Origin of the sequence: Pseudomonas sp. 11/12A, assembly GCF_000800055.1 — a bacterium.
GTDB classification, from domain to species: Bacteria; Pseudomonadota; Gammaproteobacteria; order Pseudomonadales; family Pseudomonadaceae; genus Aquipseudomonas; species Aquipseudomonas mohnii.
Genome location: NZ_JUGV01000001.1, coordinates 2146408 through 2164328, shown reverse-complemented (window position 1 = coordinate 2164328; position 17921 = coordinate 2146408). Strand labels below are relative to the sequence as shown.

Genomic DNA, 17921 nt, shown 5'->3' with positions numbered 1-17921 from the left:
AAAAATGACTTCACGCTGGACCACTGCAGTACTGGACACCGATCAACCCGGCGGCTGGGCCGTGGCGCGCAGCCCCGAAGGCTTTCTGTTCGATGACAATGGCGCGCTGTTCCCCCGTGAATGGCTCAAGCGCCAGGACCTGGCGATTCTTGCCGAGCATGGCATCGGTCATCTCGATGGCGAGCCGGTGTATCTGCTGGAATTGCGCAGCCACAGCGAAGTCCCGGGCTGTCAGTGGAAAGGCTTGCGGGCGTTCATGCTCGAAGGCGATCACACGGTGTACAAGGTGCTCGCGTACGCCGCGCAGATCGGCACCTGGGCCCGTGAGCACCGCTATTGCGGTAACTGCGGGCAAGCCATGAGCCAGGTGCCGCGCGAGCGGGCGATGTATTGCCAGCCGTGCGACCTGCGCAGCTATCCCCGGATCTCGCCGAGCATGATCGTGCTGGTGACCCGTGGCGACGAAATCCTGCTGGCGCGTTCACCACGGTTTGTTAGCGGGGTCTACAGCACGCTGGCGGGCTTTGCCGAACCGGGTGAGTCAGCCGAGGATTGCCTCATTCGCGAGGTTCGCGAAGAGGTGCGGATCGAGGTCAGGAACATCCAGTACATGGGCAGCCAGTGCTGGCCGTTCCCGCACTCGATGATGCTCGGCTTCCATGCTGAATACGCGGGCGGCGAGATCGTCTGCCAGGAAGACGAGATTGAAGACGCCCAGTGGTTCAACGTGCACGAGCTGCCGCCGTTGCCGGCGTCACGCTCGATTGCCCGTTACCTGATCGACGTCTATGTGGCGCGGCGGTTAGGCCACGCTGAACCAGTGTTGCCAGGCTAGGCGCACGGTCAGGCCCAACACCACGGTGATGAACACCGGACGAATGAACTTCGCGCCGCCACTGATGGCGGTGCGAGCGCCGAAGAAGGCGCCGACCATCAATGACGAGCCCATGCTCAAGCCGATGACCCAGTCCACCTGACCGGAAAAAATGAAGATCGACAGCGCCGCCGCGTTGCTGACGAAGTTCATGCTGCGCGCCACGCCGCTGGCTTTCACCAGGTCGATGGGGTAGAGCAGCAGGCTGCTGACGGTCCAGAACGCCCCGGTGCCGGGACCGGCCACACCATCATAGAAGCCGAGGCTGAAGCCTTGGGTCGATTGCCAGGTTTTCTTGATCGGCGCGTCGCTGTCCAGCGGGGCTTTCGGCGTTCCGCCAAACAACAGATAGACACCGCAGGCAAAGACGATCACCGGAAGCATCTTGTTCAGCCATTCGGCCGGCAGGTAGTGGGCGACCACGGCACCGCTCAGGGCGCCGACCAGCGTGCCGACGATGGCGTGAGTCCACTGCCTGGGATGGAACAGCTTGCGGCGGTAGAAGGTAAAGCTGGCGGTGGCGGAGCCGAAGGTCGAGCTGAGCTTGTTGGTGCCCAGGACCAGGTGCGGTGGCAGGCCTGCGGTCAGCAAGGCCGGGGTGGTCAACAGGCCACCACCGCCGGCAATGGCGTCGATGAAGCCGGCGACAAAGGCGACAAGGGCGAGAATGGCCAGGGTGGTGAGGTCAACGCTGAGTTCGAAAGGCATGGAATCGGCTTATTCGGCGAGGTGCCAAAGGTGGAATGCGGGGAGGGCTCACATCTTACCCACATCCACCTTTGGCGGCGACCCGCCTGGCCTTACCCTGTGGGAGCGAGCTCGCTCCGGGCGGCGTTCCGACGATGGCGACAGATCATTTAAGCTGCGGCCCATTACCGATCTGCCACACAAACGGTGGCTCGGTTCCGTTGATCGTCCAGTCCCCGACAATCCGTGCCTTGTAGATCAGCGGATTATGCGACGACACGGTCCGCGCATTGCGCCAATGCCGGTCGAGCGATTTGCCCTGGCGAATATCCGAAGCCCCCAACGCATTGAAAAGCTCGGTGGTCGCCCGTTGGATCAGCTCCGTGACCACCACTTGCGTCTTCGCCGATTCGATTTCCGCGGCCACATTCGCCGCCGTTTCCCGTTCGTCGTCACCGGCGAAACGCGCCAGGTAGGCCTCTTGCGCGGGTTGCGCGGCTCTCAAGGCGCTGGCTTCGGCGGCATACACCCACGCGGCAATATTGCCGACCACTTGCTGGACCTGCGGGTCATCGCTGACACGCTGTGCGTTGCCATGGCTGTAGATGCGCTGGCGTTCGCGCACATGACGCGAAACATCACGCAATGCCGCACGGCCGATGCCTGCCAGGGTGGCCAGGAGTACGAGCTGATAAAACGCAGTCTGGTATTTGAAGCGGGTCGCGAAATCGATGATGTTCTCGGCGTCCACCTCGGCATCGACAAAGCGCGATGTTCCGCTGCCGGTGGTGCGTTGGCCGAAGCCGTCCCAGTCGTCGCTCTGCACGATGCCCGGCTGGCGCGTGCGCACGGCGGCAATGACGTCGCCACCGGTGTCGCTGCGCTGGGCGTAGACGTCAATCCAGTCGGAGAACAGGCTGCCGGTGCTGTAGAACTTCTCACCGTTGAGCCGCCATTGATCGCCATGGGGCGTGACTTTGGTCACGACATCGCCAACCTCGACGGCACCGATTTCAGTCCAGGCGCAACCGACGATGTCTCCCTCGACGAAGCGTTTGAACCAGATATCCCGCGACGGGCCGTAGGGGGCGTTGAGACGATCCTCGACAAAGGCGAAGTGGCCGCGCAGTGCCTGGGGAACGTTGGAGTCGGCTTCGGCCAGTTCGATCAGCAACTCAAACAACTGCGGCACCGAAGCGCCACCGCCGCCGTATTCAATCGGCACCCGCACTGCGCCGAATCCGGCGTCCTTTAGCCATTGAATCGGCTCATAGGGCAGGGTGCGCGACTGTTCGCGTTCGAGGGCGCCGTCGGCAATACGCTGGAAAATCGGTCGGTACTTCGCGGCGAGGGTTTGATAGTCGGCGCCGGTGGACAGCGGGTTGATTACCTGGTGTTCGGTCATGGGACAACTCCTTGGCTGGGCAGAAAAAGCATTGCGTCTGCCAGGGGCGGTTGCAGGGTCCATGCCGGATCCGTCCTGTGCGGTTTTACTGGGCGCCCTTGAGTGGGCGGTGGTTTCAACTGTTGCCGGGCCAACAGTGCATCAGCAAATTGTCCGGGTGAGGCGGTTTTTGTGGCGAGGGCGCCTGCTCCCGCTTGAGTGCGCAGCGCTCACCGAAATCCGGGGCCGCTGCGCAGCCCGGCGGGAGCAAGCTCCCTCGCCACAGTGCTCACTTCAGGTCTGGCACGCTTGCTGCTCATGCCCCAGGACATACCCTAATGTCCCGAGGAAACGCCAATGAGTCAGCAAGCCGTGAAATTTGCCTACTGGGTGCCGAACGTCAGCGGTGGGCTGGTGGTCAGCAAGATCGAGCAACGTACCCACTGGGGTATCGACTACAACCGCAAGCTGGCACAACTGGCAGAAGAGGCGGGGTTCGAATATGCCCTGACACAGATTCGTTTCACCGCCGGTTACGGCGCCGAGTACCAGCATGAATCAGTCGCCTTCAGCCATGCGCTGCTGGCGGCAACGACCAAGCTCAAAGTCATCGCGGCGATCCTGCCGGGCCCTTGGCAACCGGCGCTGGCGGCCAAGCAACTGGCTACCATCGATCAACTCACCAACGGCCGGGTGGCGATCAATGTCGTCAGCGGTTGGTTCAAGGGCGAGTTCCAAGCCATCGGCGAACACTGGCTGGAACACGATGAGCGCTATCGCCGCTCCGAAGAGTTCATCCGATCACTCAAAGGCATCTGGACCCAGGACAACTTCACCTTTCGCGGCGACTTCTACCGCTTCGATAACTACAGCCTCAAACCCAAACCCCTGGGGCGTCCGGAAATCTTCCAGGGTGGCAGTTCCCGTGCCGCGCGGGACATGGCCGCGCGGGTGTCGGACTGGTATTTCACCAACGGCAACACCCCGGAAGGCATCAAGGCCCAGGTCGATGACATTCGCGCCAAGGCCGCGGCGAACAATCATTCAGTCAAGATCGGGGTGAACGCATTCGTGATCGCCCGCGACACCGAAGAGGAGGCGCGGGAAGTGCTGGCACAGATCATCGATCAGGCCGACCCGGAGGCGGTGAATGCCTTCGGCGACGCGGCGAAGCAAGCCGGCCGGGCATCGCCGGAGGGCGAGGGCAACTGGGCGAAATCGACGTTTGAGGATCTGGTGCAATACAACGATGGTTTCAAGACCAATCTGATCGGCACGCCACAACAGATCGCCGAGCGAATCGTGGCGCTCAAAGCGGTGGGCGTGGATCTGGTACTGGCGGGGTTTCTGCACTTTCAGGAAGAAGTGGAGTATTTCGGCCAGCGGGTATTACCACTGGTAAGGGCGTTGGAGGCCGAAGCATTGTCCCGGCAGACCGCAGCGGTCGCCTGAGCACCTCAACCCCGGCAGGTACTGGCTTGCCAGCGCCTGCCAGGGGCCAGTGTTACAAGCCCAGGTCGGACAAGCCCGGGTGATCATCCGGGCGGCGGCCCAGCGGCCAGCGGAACTTGCGCTCGCTTTCCTTGATCGGCAGGTCGTTGATGCAGGCGAAGCGCCGGGCCATCAGGCCGTCTTCATTGAACTCCCAGTTTTCGTTGCCGTAGGAACGGAACCAGTTGCCCGAATCGTCGTGCCATTCATAGGCATAACGCACGGCGATGCGGTTGTCAGTGAACGCCCAGAGTTCCTTGATCAGGCGATAGTCCAGTTCCTTGGCCCATTTACGGGTCAGGAAGGCTTTGGCCTCTTCGCGGTTGTGGGCGAACTCGGCGCGGTTTCGCCATTGGGTGTCCAGGGTGTAGGCCAGCGACACACGCTGCGGATCGCGGGAGTTCCAGCCGTCTTCGGCCAGGCGGACTTTTTCGATGGCGGATTCACGGGTAAAGGGCGGCAATGGCGGACGAACTTCAGCGTTAGACATTGGATATCTCCGTATCAAATGAACGTTCAACAACGTTGTCGGTCTTGATCACGCAGTTACAGCACCAATAACTTGCGCGCCACACATTGCGCATGATCAGCGGCACTGTAGTCACCCATGACAAGTGCGACGGTAATGGCCCCGTCAATCAGGATCAGCAACTGCATGGCCAGCGTCTGCGGATCTTCGGCGCCATATTCGGTACACAGCTCGCACACGTAGTCGAGCAACTTCTGTTTGTGGTCTTTGGCGACCAGGCGAACCGGGTCTTGCGGATCACCGGTCTCACCGCTGGTATTGATGAACGCACAACCGCGAAAGCCTTCGGAACAGAACCAGGACTTGAGCACGGTAAACAGATTGAGCAGCCGGTCCGCTGGAGTATCGGCCTGGTCGACCGCACTCCTGTACCAGTGCATCCAGCGCTGATCCCGGCGTTGCAGGGCGGCGACGGTCAGCGCCTCCTTGTTGGCGAAGTAGCGGTAGACGCTCTTTCTGGAGACGCCGGCGGTCTTCACCAGAAGATCCATGCCAGTGGCGGCGATGCCACTTTTGTAGATCAGCTTTTCGGTGACGTCCAGAATGATGTCGCGTGTGTCGTTGCTTGTGATTTCGTTCATGGATCGAACAGTAGAACGATCGTTCTTCATGGTCAATTATTATTTCCGCCAGTGAAGAAATCGTCATCGCTGGCTGGCCTTCGATGACGTCAGGCCAGACAGCCACAAGACCCGAACCGATCCATGGTGTAAGCTCTCAACCTCTTTGGATTCGACCCACTGCGAGCCCTATGCCGTCGCTTTTCAAACGCTCTCTGCTGCCCAAACTGCGCAGTTTTCCGCTGACCGCCGATGCCGTCACCTTCCTCTCTGGCGCTGCCGAATTCCGCCGTTGCCTGCTGGAAAAAATCGCCAGTGCAACCCGGCGTATTTACATCGTCGCGCTGTACCTGCAACAGGATGAGGCCGGTCAGGAAATTCTCGATGCCTTGCACGCCGCCAAACAGGCGCGTCCGGAACTGGACGTGGTGGTTGTCGTCGACTGGTTGCGCGCCCAGCGCGGCCTGATCGGCGCGGGCAAGCAACCGGGCAACTCGGCCTGGTATCAGGAAATGACCCGCACCCACGCCAGTGAAGTACCGGTGTATGGCGTGCCTGTGCAGACCCGCGAACTGTTCGGCGTGCTGCATCTGAAGGGTTTCGTGATCGATGACTGCGTGATCTACAGCGGTGCGAGCCTGAACAACGTCTACCTGCACAAATTCGACAAGTACCGCTACGACCGTTATCACCTGTTGCAGAACCGTGACCTGGCGGATTCGATGCAGCATCTGGTTCAACACGGCCTGGTGGCTTCCAAGGCCGTGCATCGCCTGGATCTGCCGAACCTGCCGACCACCCGCAGCCTGCGCAATGACATCGGCGACCTGCGCAGCCGACTCAAGCATGCGGTGTACGACACGACCCAGGGCACCACGGACAGGACCGGCCTGTCGGTCAGCCCCTTGCTCGGCGTCGGCAAGAACAACCCGTTGAACCGGGTGATTTGTGAACTGATCGCCAGCGCCCAGCAGCACCTGACCATCTGCACACCGTATTTCAATCTGCCATTGGCGGTGATTCGGGAGGTCAACCGGGCATTGGCGCGTGGGGTGAAGATCGACATTGTGGTCGGCGACAAGACCGCCAACGACTTCTATATTCCGCCGAGCGAGCCGTTCAAAGTGATTTCGGCGCTGCCGTACCTTTACGAAATCAGCCTGCGCCGGTTCGCCAAGCGCCATCAACGCAACATCGACAGTGGCCAGTTGAACCTGCACCTATGGCTGGACGGCGATAACACCTATCACCTCAAGGGCATGTGGATCGATCAGCGCTACACCTTGCTGACCGGCAACAACCTCAACCCTCGGGCGTTTCGTCTCGATCTGGAAAACGGCTTGCTGATCGATGATCCGAAAGGCGAGTTGCAGGCACCGCGGCGCACGGAACTGGCGCAGATTTTCCAGCACACCCGGCGTATCGAGCGCTTCCAGGACCTGCAAACCTTGCCGGATTACCCGGCAGGGGTGGCGAAGTTTCTCAAGCGTGTGAGCCGGGTGCGTATTGAGCGCTTACTCTACCGTATCCTGTAAAAACGGTAGCGCGGCGGCTGACGCCATCGCGGGCAAGCCCGGTCCCACAGGGTTGAATGTCGATCACGTGATTGGGGTTCGACTCAAAACTCCGTGGGAGCGAGCTTGCTCGCGATGAGGCGCTTCCAGTCGCTACGACACTCAGTTCAGACCCAGTTTTCCACGCAAGGTCGATAGATCCTCTGCCAGGGTATTCACCGGCCCGACCAGCGCCTTGCGGTCGTTTTCCTTCACCTTGTCGTAAGTCTCGAAACAGCCGTCCGTGGTTTTGTACTTGGCCAGAATCCTGTTCACCGTGGCAAAGTTCTTGTCGACTTTGGCGATGAATGCCGCGTCCTGTTTTTCGATTTGCGGGCGGAACAGGTCGACGATTTTCTTCGCGCCGTCGATGTTGCCCTGGAAGTCATAGAGGTCGGTGTGGCTGTAGCGATCTTCTTCGCCGGAGATCTTGGTGGCGGCCACTTCTTCCAGCAGCGCAGCGGCACCCCCGACGACTTTTTCTGGCGGGAACGTCAGGCCGGCGACACGGGTTTGCAGGTCTTCGACGTCTTTGTTCAGACCGTCCGCCAGTTCGCCCAGGCCCTGGGTGCTGTTTTCCGAAAACAGCGCGAATTCGATGCGGTGGAACCCGGTGAAGTCTTCAGCTTTCACGCCTTTTTCGTGGTCATCGACGCGGGAGTCGATGGACGCGTCGAGGTCACTGAACAGTTCGGCAATCGGTTCGATCGACTCGTAGTAAACCCGGGTCGGCGCATAGAGTTTTTTCGCGGTGGCCAGATCACCTTTTTTCACCGCCTCGGTGAACTGCCGGGTGTGGCTGGCCAGTTCATCCAGTTGTTCGGTGACGTAGATCTTGTAGTCCGAAATCGGCTGCACCAACGCCAGTGGCGCAGTCGCCGCGGAAGCCGCAAGCGGGGTGGTCAGCAAGCCTAGGGTCAGGAGTAACGCGAGTGGCGACTGTTTCATGGGACGGTTCCGTGTTGGGGGATGGTTACGCGGTTGTTGGATGTGTGGCGGCAAGCAGTGAGCGACCGATGAAATCCTGGTCGCCGGTGACACCGGGCAGGGTGAAGAAGTAGCCGCCACCGACCGGCTTCAGGTACTCCTCCAGCGGCTCGCCGTTGAGTCGGGTTTGCACGGTGATAAAGCCTTTCTCCAGGTCGGCCTGATAGCAGATGAACAGCAAGCCCATGTCCAACTGGCCGTTCTTGTTCACGCCATTGGAGTAGTTGAACGGCCGACGCAGGATCAGGTTGGCCTGGGTCGCGGCGGTGCGCGGGTTGGCCAGGCGGATATGCGAGTCGAGTCTGGTCAACTTGCCGTGCGGGTCCTTGCTGTAGTCCGGCACCTGCGACTCATGGGTACCGCCCATGGGCGCGCCGCTGCTCTTGACCCGGCCGAGAATGCTTTCCTGCTCCTGCAACGGTGTGCGGTCCCAGCGCTCGACGAAGTTGCGGATGATCCGCACCGCCTGATAGCTGCCGTTGGCGGCCCAGGCCGGCTCGTCGCTGCCGGGTTGAACCCAGACGATGCTGTCCATGGTGTTGGCATTGTTGGAATCGGGGTTGGCCGAGCCGTCACGAAAGCCCAGGAAGTTGCGCGCGCTTTGCGCCGGCACGCCGGGTTTTGCGGGGGCCTGGGGCGGCACGCTGCCTTCCTGTTTCCAACGCACCAGCAGCAGGTCCGGAAGGTTTTTGACGATGTCGCGCAAGGCGTGGATGTTGGTGTCGGTGGTGTTGGAGCAGAACTGCAGGCTCAGGTCGCCATGGCAGCAGTCGGCCTCCAAGGCATCGTTGGGAAAACCGACCATGCGGATCAGGCGCTTGGGTTTGGCGTGGGCCAGACCAAAGCGTTCATCGAACAATGAGGCACCGACCGACACGGTGATGGTCAGGTTATCCGGGGTCACAATCGGGCCGAGAATGCCTGAATCTACCGGCGGCAACTTCGGATCGACCTGGGTGACCGGACCGCCTTTCATCAAAAACGCGATGCGATCATTGAGGGTGCGAAACAGTCGCTCCAGGTCTTCGCGATCGCTGGCCAGCACATCGAACGACACCAGCATGCCGGACGCCGGGCGCGGAGTGACGATGCCAGTCTGGTGCTTGCCGTGGAATTCGTGGTGGTCTTGCGTGTGGTCGCTGCTCGGCGCCTCGGTGACCTGAGCCGGACTGGCGGCCATGGCCGGGCAGCTCAGCGCGGAGCCGGCCAGGGCGACACCGGCTGCGCCCATGCCCATCAATACCCGGCGCCGCTGGAGGTTGAATTGCTTTGAGTCGTTCATTGATCAGTCGTCTTCTGCTTACAGGCCGGAAAGGCCAAGGGCGGGGTCGATTCCATCGAGTGCAGCGGCCAGTGCCTTGGCCTTGTCGGCGATCTTTTGGCGTTGCGCTGTGCCGACACTGTCGTAACTGGCGTAGCCGTCCTTGACCTTCAATCCGTTGAGTTCGGTGTCGAACGCGCTGAGCGCACTGTCGATCTGCGGCAGCAGGTCGGCGGCGGATTTGGCCAGCAACGGACGCAACAGGTCGACGACCTTGCGTGCGGCGTCGCGATTGGCGGCGAAGCCATTCAGGTCGGTGTGGCTGTAACGTTCTTCTTCACCGCTGCGGGCGCGCACCTCGGCGATGCCGTTGAGGCTGCGCACGACAAGGCTCACCAGTTGCTCCGGTGGCAGGGACTGGGCCAGCAGCTGTTGCTTGAGGGTGGTCACGTCCGTCAACAGGCGCTGGGCGACCGGTGCCAGGCCGTCGAGGTCGTGTTGCTGGAACAGCGCGTATTCGAGGTGATGGAAACCGACAAACCCGGGGTCTTGCTCGCGTTGTTCGAAGTAATCGGCACGGGCGTTGATCCCGTTGTCCAGCTCGGCCAGGCGCTGGGCGGCCGGGGCCAGGCGTTGATAAGCGGCTCGGGCCGGCACGTACAAGGCTTGGGCCTGGCTGAGATCACCGGCGGAGATGGCTTGCTCAAGGGCGGTGACGGCTTTGATCAGCGCCGTGCCCTGGCTGCTCAGGTACACACGGAACTCCGACAGCGGCCCGACGAACGCCACCATCGACGGTCTCGCCTTGGCCGCCGCTTCCGACGCCGCCGTCGGCGTGACGTGCAAGGTGCCGCGCGGGTTGCTCAGCAGACCGCAGGTGATGGCGTAGTCGCCGGGCAACAGGTTGGCGTTGATCACCTGGCTCAGGCCGGGCGCGATGTTTTCGCGCTCTTCGATCACCAGCACGCCATCGAGGATTTCCCATTCGACGGCGCGATCGGATCGATTGACGATGCGGAAGCTGGCATGGCCGGCCGGAACCGTCAGGGCATTCGGCTCGCAGCTGTGCGGGTCGATGGTCACCCGCACTTCGTCGTGGTTGGCCTGGCGCTTGTCGGCGGCCATTTTCGAGGCGTAATAGAACAGGCCGCCGGCAGCGATCATCACGATCACCGAGCCGGCCACCGCCCAGCGCAAGGCGCGGGGAGGGGAAGCCTGGGTGGGGGCTTGATTTGGCATGGTTGCCCTTACTGGCTGGAAATGGAGGAAGACTGTCTGGCTGTTCATTCGAACGAATCGTGTAGGAGCGAGCCTGCTCGCGAAATACGTGCGGGCGCCGCAGGACATCCGGTTTTACGCGTTATCGTTCACGCCCCTCGCGAGCAGGCTCGCGCCTGGGGGTGTGCGCAACAGGCGCGGGGGCTGGCGTAAAGAACATCACCAGCGCCACGATCAGATAAATCAGATAGGCACCCAGGGTGCTGACGGTCGGGGCATCCTGGTAACCGAACATGCCGGCCAGCACCGAACCCAGCGGACCGTCCATTGGCAGTGTCGTGCTGATGTCGAAAAGCACGGTTTGCAGGTGATTCCACACCCCGGCCTCGTGCAGCGCCTGCACCGAGTTGGCGAGAATGCCGGCAGCCACCACGAGGATGAACAGACCGGTCCAGCGGAAAAACGCGCCGAGGTTCAGGCGCATGCTGCCGGTGTAGATCAGCCAACCAACGATGATCGCCAGGACCAGCCCGAGCAGGGCTCCGATCGGGGCCGTCGGACCTTCGCTTTGCTGGAACACCGCGAGCAGGAAAAACACCGTTTCCAGGCCTTCACGCGCCACGGCGAAAAACACCATGGCGATCAGCGCGGTGACCTGATGCCTGGACCCGGTCAGCGCGAGATCGAGGGAGGCGTGCAACGAGTGCTTGATCGAACGCGCCACTTTGCGCATCCAGAACACCATCGAACTGAGAATGCCGACCGCCACCAGGCCGACCACGCCTTCAAACAGTTCCTGCTGTTTCTGCGGAAACTCGGCGCTCACCAGTTCCAGGCCACCGCCCACCAGCAGGGCGAGGGCGGCGGCGAGGAACACGCCGATCCACACGGCAGGCATCCACTGGCCACGACCGGTCTGTTTGAGGTAGCTGGCGATGATGCCAACGATCAGCGCGGCTTCGATGCCTTCGCGCAGCATGATCAGAAAAGGAACGAGCATTCAGCACCGTGTGAGAATTAGATAGGGTGCTAATTTGTAACATAATGAAACTCATTACCAAATGGCATTGATTGCCAATTACCTGAACATATGCTGAACAACCCGCAAAATCACTCCGCTCCCCCTGTAGGAGCGAGCCTGAACTGGCCTAATGATCCCGGACACCTCTTAAGGGCGATATGATTCGCCCAATCAGGAGGTTCCATGCAAGAGCGAAAGACCTATACCCGCGAGTTCAAGCAACGTGCTGCAAGCATGGTTCTTGACGACAACTGTTCAGTTTCCGACGTCTGCGCATCGATGGATGTCGGCCCTACGGCTCTGCGCCGCTGGGTTGATCAGGTGCGTAAAGAACGTCAGAAAGGGCAACCCGTAGCAGGTACTAAAGCGATCAGCGACGAGCAGCGAGAACTCCAACAATTACGCGCCAAGATCAAACGCCTGGAGACTGAGGCCGAAATCTTAAAAAAGGCTACCGCTCTCTTGATGTCGGATCCCGATCGTTTTTCCTGATTGAGGAGCTGAGAGAGTCAAGCTCGTATCCGACCAGCCAGCTTTGCAGTGCTCTGGGCGTTTCTCGCAGCGCGTTCTATGACTGGCGCCATCGCCGCTCAGTACCAAATACCGAGCGTGATGCGCTCAGGGCAAAGGTCGTACAGCTGCATGCTGAAAGTAGGGAAAGTGCCGGTGCGAGAATTATCTCCCAGTGCTTGAAGGCTCAGCGGCTCAAGGTTGGAAGGTATCTAGCAGGAAGACTGATGGCGGAGGCGAATCTGGTTAGCAGACAGCGCCGCCGCCATCAATACCGCTCCAGGGGCGTCGAAGCATTTGTGGCCAAGAACCTGCTCGAACGTAACTTCGAGCCAACAGCAATCAATCAGGTCTGGTGTGGCGACGTTACCAGCCTGATGGTCGGGAAACGCTGGTATCACTTGGCGGTGGTCATTGATCTGTTCGCCCGCCGAATCGTTGGCTGGGCGTTTTCTCTGATCAATGACGCCAACCTGGTTAGCAGGGCGCTGAAAATGGCAGTGGAGGTTCGAGGCAAACATGCGGGCTTGATGTTTCATTCGGATCAAGGCTGCCAATACACCAGCCAGCGTTTTCAGTCCGATCTGCTGGATCATGGGATAACGCAAAGCATGAGCCGCAGGGGGCAGTGCTGGGACAATGCGCCAACAGAGCGTTTCTTCGGGACGCTCAAATCAGAGTGGGTGCCCACCAAGGGCTACACGACAGTTGAAGAAGCCAGGCAGGATATGACCAGCTTCTTTATGCGATACAACCGAATCAGGCTCCACAGCTACAACAACTACCTGTCGCCAATAGCCATGGAGCAAAAAGCGGCATAAACACCGTAATCGGTGTCCGGGGTTACTTGACCAGTTCAGCCCGCTCGCGATGGAGGTCAACGATGACGTGGGCTGCCTGGATGAACGCGGTGCCCTGCCTTCCATCGCGAGCAAGCTCGCTCCTACAGGGGCGCGGCGTTGGCGGCTGCGCTAATATGCCCACCACTCAAACAAGAACAGGGTTTGCCTCGCTCCATGGCGGAAAAAGACACCATCTCCATTCAACTGGTGCGAGAAGCGCTGTTGCAAAGTTGCGCCCCGGGCGTTGCCACCGAAGAGGTGTTGATCAAGGTCGGTATCGACCCGCTCCTGCTGCACACCAGTGATGCGCGGGTACCGGCCACCGCTTACGCCCGGTTGTGGCGTCTGTTGGCGCGGCGCGGCGATGACGAGTTTTTCGGCATGGACCCGCGCAAGCTCAAATCCGGCAGCCTGGAGTTTCTTTGTCGTTGCGCCATGGTCCAGCCGAGTCTGGCGGCGGGCCTCACCAGTGGCCTGGGCTTCCTGTCACTGATGCTCGAACACCTGCCCGCGGAGTTGGTCCGCCAACAGAGCCTGGCGGAAATCGTGCTGCTGGAAGATGAACAAGAGCCGCGCCGGGCCTTCTCCTATTTCACCTACTGGATGATCGTGCATGGCGTGGCCTGCTGGCTGGCGGGGCGGCGGATTCCGATCCTGGCCATCGAGTTGCGCTGCTCGCAACCGGACTTCTGCGATGACTATCAAGTGATGTTCTCCGAAAACCTGCGATTCGACCGTCCTCGCACGCGGATGATTTTCTCGGCCGATTGCCTGGATGCGCCGATCAAGCGCAGCGCGGAAGAGCTCAAGCGTTTCCTGGCCCATGCGCCGGCGAACATTCTGGTCAAGTACCGCGACCCGCAGAGCCTGGCCAGCCGCATCAAGCACGATCTGCGGCAACTGCCCGCCGAACGCTGGCCGGAAACCGAAGCCCTGGCGCAACGCCTGTGCATGTCGGCCTCGACCCTGCGTCGGCGGTTGGCCGAGGAAGGGCAAACCTATCAAGGGCTCAAGGACAGCGTGCGCAAGGAACTGGCCATCGTCTGGCTGGCGGAACCGGCCATCAGCTTCGCGGAAATCGCCACGCGCCTGGGGTTTGCCGATGCGAGTTCGTTCTACAAGGCGTTTCGCAAGTGGTCGGGGTCCAATCCGGGGCATTACCGCAGTTTGATTCTCAACGAAGCTTCCTGACAGAGGCGCCACCTACCGGATCTTGGCCAAACCAGTCACGCAACTTGATAACTTTGACCATTGTCCCGATCCCCCCGCAGAGCGAGTATTTCCCCGTTAGTTACGGTTCCCCCAACCTAATAAAAATACAGAGGGATTCTGGCAATGCGCGATTACTTGTCTGCTACTTCACAGTTCAATTATCAGCACACCGTCGACGCCGTACTCGCTGGCGATCTGACTGCCCTCAACGCCTGCATCGAGTGCTGCGACCGGCATGCCTTGCCGGGTCGGATCGCGCTGTTCTGGGAAGGCCGCGACGGCACCAGTGCGACCTACACCTTCAGCGACTTGCAGGACAAGGCCGCGCGTTTCGCCAACTTCCTGTTGGCCCAGGGCGTGCAGAAGGGCGACAAGGTCGCCGGCCTGTTGCCACGTAACATCGAACTGCTGATTACCGTGTTCGCCACCTGGCGCATTGGCGCGGTCTATCAGCCGCTGTTCACGGCCTTCGGGCCGAAAGCCATCGAACATCGATTGGGCAGCTCCGGCGCCAAAGTGGTGGTCACCGATGCGGTCAACCGCTCGAAACTCGCGGAAGTCGCCGACTGCCCGACCATCGTCACCGTCGGCGGCCCCAAGGGGCAGGGCATTGTCCATGGCGATTACAGCTTCTGGGCCGAACTGGCCAACTTCTCCAATGTCTGCGAACCGGTGCTGCTGACCGGTGAAGACCCCTTTCTGCTGATGTTCACCTCGGGCACCACCGGCCCGTCGAAAGCGCTGTCGGTGCCACTCAAGGCCATCGTCGCATTCCAGAGTTACACCCGGGATGCCGTGGATTTGCGCCCCGAAGACGCGTTCTGGAACGTCGCCGACCCGGGTTGGGCCTACGGCATCTACTTTGGTGTCACCGGGCCGATGTCGATGGGTCATCCGATCACCTTCTACGATGGCCCGTTCACCCTGGAAAGCACCTGCCGGGTGATCAACAAGTACGGGATCACCAACCTCACCGGATCGCCGACGGCTTATCGCTTGCTGATCGCCGGGGGCGACGAGTTCGCCAAGTCGATCAAGGGCAAGCTGCGTATCGTCAGCAGCGCCGGCGAGCCGCTGAACCCGGAAGTGATCCGTTGGTTCGCCGATAACCTTGGCGTGGTCATTCACGACCATTACGGCCAGACCGAACTGGGCATGGTGTTGTGCAATCACCATGGCCTGGAGCACCCGATTCATATGGGGGCCGCCGGTTACGCCTCGCCGGGCCATCGTATTGTGGTGCTGGATGAACAGTACAAGGAACTGGGCGTCGGCCAGCCGGGCATCCTGGCCATCGACCGCAGCCAATCGCCGATGTGCTGGTTCGCCGGTTACGAAGGCGCGCCGACCAAGGCTTTCGTCGGCGACTATTACTTGAGCGGCGACACCGTCGAGTGGAACCCAGACGGCAGTATCAGCTTTGTGGGGCGCAGTGACGATGTGATCACCACCTCCGGCTACCGTGTCGGCCCGTTCGACGTGGAAAGTGCGTTGATCGAACACCCGGCGGTGATCGAAGCGGCGGTCGTCGGTAAACCCGATCCGGAACGCACCGAGCTGGTCAAGGCCTTCGTCGTGATCGCAGAGCAATACCGCGCCACGCCGGAGCTGGCCGAAGAGCTGCGCCAACATGTGCGCAAGCGCCTGGCCGCGCACTCATACCCCCGTGAAATCGAGTTTGTCAGCGAGTTGCCGAAAACCCCAAGCGGCAAATTGCAGCGCTTTATCTTGCGCAACCAGGAAATCGCGAAGGCTCAAGAGGCTGCCGCGAAGAACGTTTCAGCTTGAATCCAAGGAAACAATGATGCAGATCGAAAACAAGGTTTTTCTCGTCACCGGCGGCGCCTCCGGCCTGGGTGCGGCCACTGCTGAAATGCTGGTTGCGGCCGGCGCCAAGGTGATGCTGGTGGACATGAACGCCGAAGCCGTCGCCGCCCAGGCCCAACGCCTCGGCGCGCAAAGCGTGGTGGCGGACATCAGCAACGAAGCCGCGGCTGACGCGGCGGTGCAGGCGACGGTCAAGGCCTTTGGCGGCCTCAATGGCCTGGTCAACTGCGCCGGCATCGTGCGTGGCGAGAAGATCCTCGGCAAGAACGGTCCGCACGCGCTGTCCAGCTTCAGCCAGGTGATCAACGTCAACCTGATCGGCAGCTTCAACATGCTGCGCCTGGCCTCGGCGGCGATTGCCGAAACCGAGGCGGACGCCGATGGCGAGCGCGGCGTGATCATCAATACCGCATCCGCTGCCGCTTACGATGGCCAGATCGGCCAGGCGGCCTATGCCGCGTCCAAAGGTGCCATCGTCAGCCTGACCTTGCCCGCCGCCCGTGAGCTGGCGCGTTTCGGCATCCGTGTGATGACCATCGCCCCGGGCATTTTCGAAACCCCGATGATGGCGGGCATGACCCAGGAAGTGCGCGATTCCCTGGCCGCCGGCGTACCGTTCCCGCCGCGTCTGGGCAAACCGGCCGAGTACGCTGAGCTGGTCAGGCATATCATTGAAAACAGCATGCTCAATGGTGAGGTGATCCGTCTCGACGGTGCCTTGCGCATGGCCGCCAAATAAGAGGAATTGTCATGAGCCTTTCCAACGATCCAATCGTCATCGTCAGCGCCGTTCGCACCCCGATGGGTGGTTTTCAGGGCGAACTGAAAAGCCTGACCGCGCCGCAACTCGGTGCGGCCGCCATCAAGGCCGCCGTGGAGCGCGCCGGTATCGCCCCGCAAGCGGTCGAAGAAGTGTTGTTCGGCTGCGTCCTGTCCGCCGGCCTCGGCCAGGCCCCGGCGCGCCAGGCTGCGCTGGGCGCCGGGCTGGATAAATCGACCCGCTGCACCACCCTGAACAAGATGTGCGGTTCGGGGATGGAAGCGGCGATTCTGGCCCACGACATGCTGGTCGCCGGCAGCGCCGAGGTGGTCGTCGCCGGCGGCATGGAAAGCATGTCCAACGCGCCGTACCTGCTGGACCGCGCTCGCAGCGGTTACCGCATGGGCCACGGCCGCGTGCTCGATCACATGTTCCTCGACGGCCTGGAAGACGCTTACGACAAGGGCCGCCTGATGGGCACCTTTGCCGAAGACTGCGCCGAAACCAACGGTTTCAGCCGCGAGGCTCAGGATGCCTTTGCCATCGCCTCGACCACCCGCGCCCAGCAGGCGATCAACGATGGCTGCTTCAAGGACGAGATCGTGCCGCTGACCGTGACCGTCGGCAAAACGCAGGTGACGATCAGCAACGACGAACAGCCGCCAAAAGCCAAGCTGGACAAAATCGCCTCGTTGAAACCGGCGTTCCGCGAGGGCGGTACGGTGACGGCGGCGAACTCCAGCTCGATCTCCGACGGCGCGGCGGCGCTGGTGCTGATGCGCCGTTCCGAGGCCGACAAGCGCGGCCTCACGCCGCTGGCGGTGATTCACGGTCATGCGGCGTTTGCCGATACGCCGGGCCTGTTCCCGGTGGCACCGGTCGGCGCGATCAAAAAACTGATGCACAAAACCGGTTGGTCGCTGGACCAGGTCGATCTGGTCGAAGTCAACGAAGCCTTCGCCGTGGTCAGCCTGGTGACCATGACCCAACTGGAAATCCCCCATGAGAAGGTCAATGTGCACGGCGGCGCCTGCGCCCTGGGCCACCCGATCGGCGCCTCCGGTGCGCGGATTCTCGTGACCCTGCTGTCGGCGCTGCGCCAGAAAGGCTTGAAACGTGGCGTGGCGGCCATCTGCATCGGCGGCGGTGAAGCCACGGCCATGGCCGTGGAATGCCTGTACTGACACCGCCCCCCTGTAGGAGCG

At 61.4% G+C, this 17921-nt stretch carries 17 protein-coding genes; 9 read left to right on the top strand and 8 right to left on the bottom strand.

From position 1 onward, the window contains the following. Positions 1 to 4: 4 nt before the first annotated feature. Positions 5 to 835 (top strand): NAD(+) diphosphatase, encoded by an 831-nt coding sequence (gene nudC / locus GQ39_RS09960; RefSeq protein WP_047529359.1) that lies wholly within the window; start codon positions 5 to 7, stop codon positions 833 to 835. Here nudC and GQ39_RS09955 read toward each other — a convergent pair. Together GQ39_RS09955 and GQ39_RS09950 are read right to left on the bottom strand one after the other, a co-directional pair. After that, the gene (locus GQ39_RS09955; RefSeq protein WP_047529357.1) at positions 803 to 1582 is read right to left on the bottom strand and encodes a TSUP family transporter; all 780 of its coding nucleotides are present in this window, start codon (positions 1580 to 1582) and stop codon (positions 803 to 805) included. The genes nudC and GQ39_RS09955 overlap by 33 nt on opposite strands. Positions 1583 to 1727: 145 nt before the next feature. Beyond that, a complete protein-coding gene (locus GQ39_RS09950) occupies positions 1728 to 2966 on the bottom strand; it encodes an acyl-CoA dehydrogenase family protein (RefSeq protein WP_047529355.1) in 1239 nt (412 codons plus the stop codon). A 336-nt stretch (positions 2967 to 3302) separates the two neighbouring features. On the opposite strand from GQ39_RS09950, the gene sfnG reads away from it, so the two are divergent. After that, on the top strand, positions 3303 to 4397 hold the full coding sequence (gene sfnG / locus GQ39_RS09945; protein WP_047529353.1) for a dimethylsulfone monooxygenase SfnG: 1095 nt from the start codon (positions 3303 to 3305) through the stop codon (positions 4395 to 4397). A 52-nt stretch (positions 4398 to 4449) separates the two neighbouring features. Here sfnG and GQ39_RS09940 read toward each other — a convergent pair whose 3' ends face one another. Further along, positions 4450 to 4926 carry a nuclear transport factor 2 family protein gene (locus GQ39_RS09940; RefSeq protein WP_047529351.1) on the bottom strand — a complete coding sequence of 159 codons (477 nt, stop codon included), beginning with the start codon at positions 4924 to 4926 and terminating at the stop codon, positions 4450 to 4452. A gap of 56 nt (positions 4927 to 4982) precedes the next feature. After that, a complete protein-coding gene (locus GQ39_RS09935; protein WP_047529349.1) occupies positions 4983 to 5546 on the bottom strand; it encodes a TetR/AcrR family transcriptional regulator in 564 nt (187 codons plus the stop codon). A 170-nt stretch (positions 5547 to 5716) separates the two neighbouring features. Here GQ39_RS09935 and pssA point away from each other — a divergent pair, with 170 nt between their 5' ends. Continuing rightward, positions 5717 to 7060, top strand: a complete 1344-nt coding sequence (gene pssA / locus GQ39_RS09930) for a CDP-diacylglycerol--serine O-phosphatidyltransferase (protein WP_047529347.1) — start codon at positions 5717 to 5719, stop codon at positions 7058 to 7060. 141 nt (positions 7061 to 7201) lie between these two features. Here the strand turns inward: pssA and efeO (GQ39_RS09925) are convergent, their stop codons facing one another. The 4 genes from efeO (GQ39_RS09925) to efeU form a co-directional block, all read right to left on the bottom strand. Next, entirely contained in the window at positions 7202 to 8026 is an 825-nt protein-coding gene (efeO, locus tag GQ39_RS09925; RefSeq protein ID WP_047529345.1) for an iron uptake system protein EfeO, read from the bottom strand. A gap of 25 nt (positions 8027 to 8051) precedes the next feature. Further along, positions 8052 to 9347: an iron uptake transporter deferrochelatase/peroxidase subunit gene (efeB, locus tag GQ39_RS09920; RefSeq protein WP_047529343.1), complete on the bottom strand. Its 1296-nt coding sequence runs from the start codon at positions 9345 to 9347 to the stop codon at positions 8052 to 8054. 18 nt (positions 9348 to 9365) lie between these two features. Beyond that, the gene (gene efeO / locus GQ39_RS09915; protein WP_047529341.1) at positions 9366 to 10565 is read right to left on the bottom strand and encodes an iron uptake system protein EfeO; all 1200 of its coding nucleotides are present in this window, start codon (positions 10563 to 10565) and stop codon (positions 9366 to 9368) included. 121 nt (positions 10566 to 10686) lie between these two features. Continuing rightward, positions 10687 to 11544, bottom strand: coding sequence for an iron uptake transporter permease EfeU (gene efeU / locus GQ39_RS09910; RefSeq protein ID WP_047529339.1), 858 nt, complete (start codon positions 11542 to 11544; stop codon positions 10687 to 10689). A 204-nt stretch (positions 11545 to 11748) separates the two neighbouring features. Between efeU and GQ39_RS33265 the strand changes: the two genes are divergently transcribed. The 6 genes from GQ39_RS33265 (at position 11749) to GQ39_RS09880 (ending at position 17900) form a co-directional block, all read left to right on the top strand. Further along, positions 11749 to 12057, top strand: coding sequence for a transposase (locus GQ39_RS33265; protein ID WP_047527362.1), 309 nt, complete (start codon positions 11749 to 11751; stop codon positions 12055 to 12057). Next, positions 12054 to 12896: an IS3 family transposase gene (locus GQ39_RS09900; RefSeq protein ID WP_047528087.1), complete on the top strand. Its 843-nt coding sequence runs from the start codon at positions 12054 to 12056 to the stop codon at positions 12894 to 12896. Before GQ39_RS33265 ends, GQ39_RS09900 begins: the two co-directional genes overlap by 4 nt. A gap of 195 nt (positions 12897 to 13091) precedes the next feature. Further along, the gene (locus tag GQ39_RS09895) at positions 13092 to 14108 is read left to right on the top strand and encodes an AraC family transcriptional regulator (protein WP_047529336.1); all 1017 of its coding nucleotides are present in this window, start codon (positions 13092 to 13094) and stop codon (positions 14106 to 14108) included. Positions 14109 to 14252: 144 nt separating this feature from the next. Continuing rightward, entirely contained in the window at positions 14253 to 15917 is a 1665-nt protein-coding gene (locus GQ39_RS09890) for an AMP-binding protein (protein ID WP_047529334.1), read from the top strand. 16 nt (positions 15918 to 15933) lie between these two features. After that, on the top strand, positions 15934 to 16695 hold the full coding sequence (locus GQ39_RS09885; RefSeq protein WP_047529332.1) for an SDR family NAD(P)-dependent oxidoreductase: 762 nt from the start codon (positions 15934 to 15936) through the stop codon (positions 16693 to 16695). A gap of 11 nt (positions 16696 to 16706) precedes the next feature. Further along, positions 16707 to 17900: an acetyl-CoA C-acyltransferase gene (locus tag GQ39_RS09880; protein WP_047529330.1), complete on the top strand. Its 1194-nt coding sequence runs from the start codon at positions 16707 to 16709 to the stop codon at positions 17898 to 17900. Positions 17901 to 17921 lie beyond the last annotated feature (21 nt).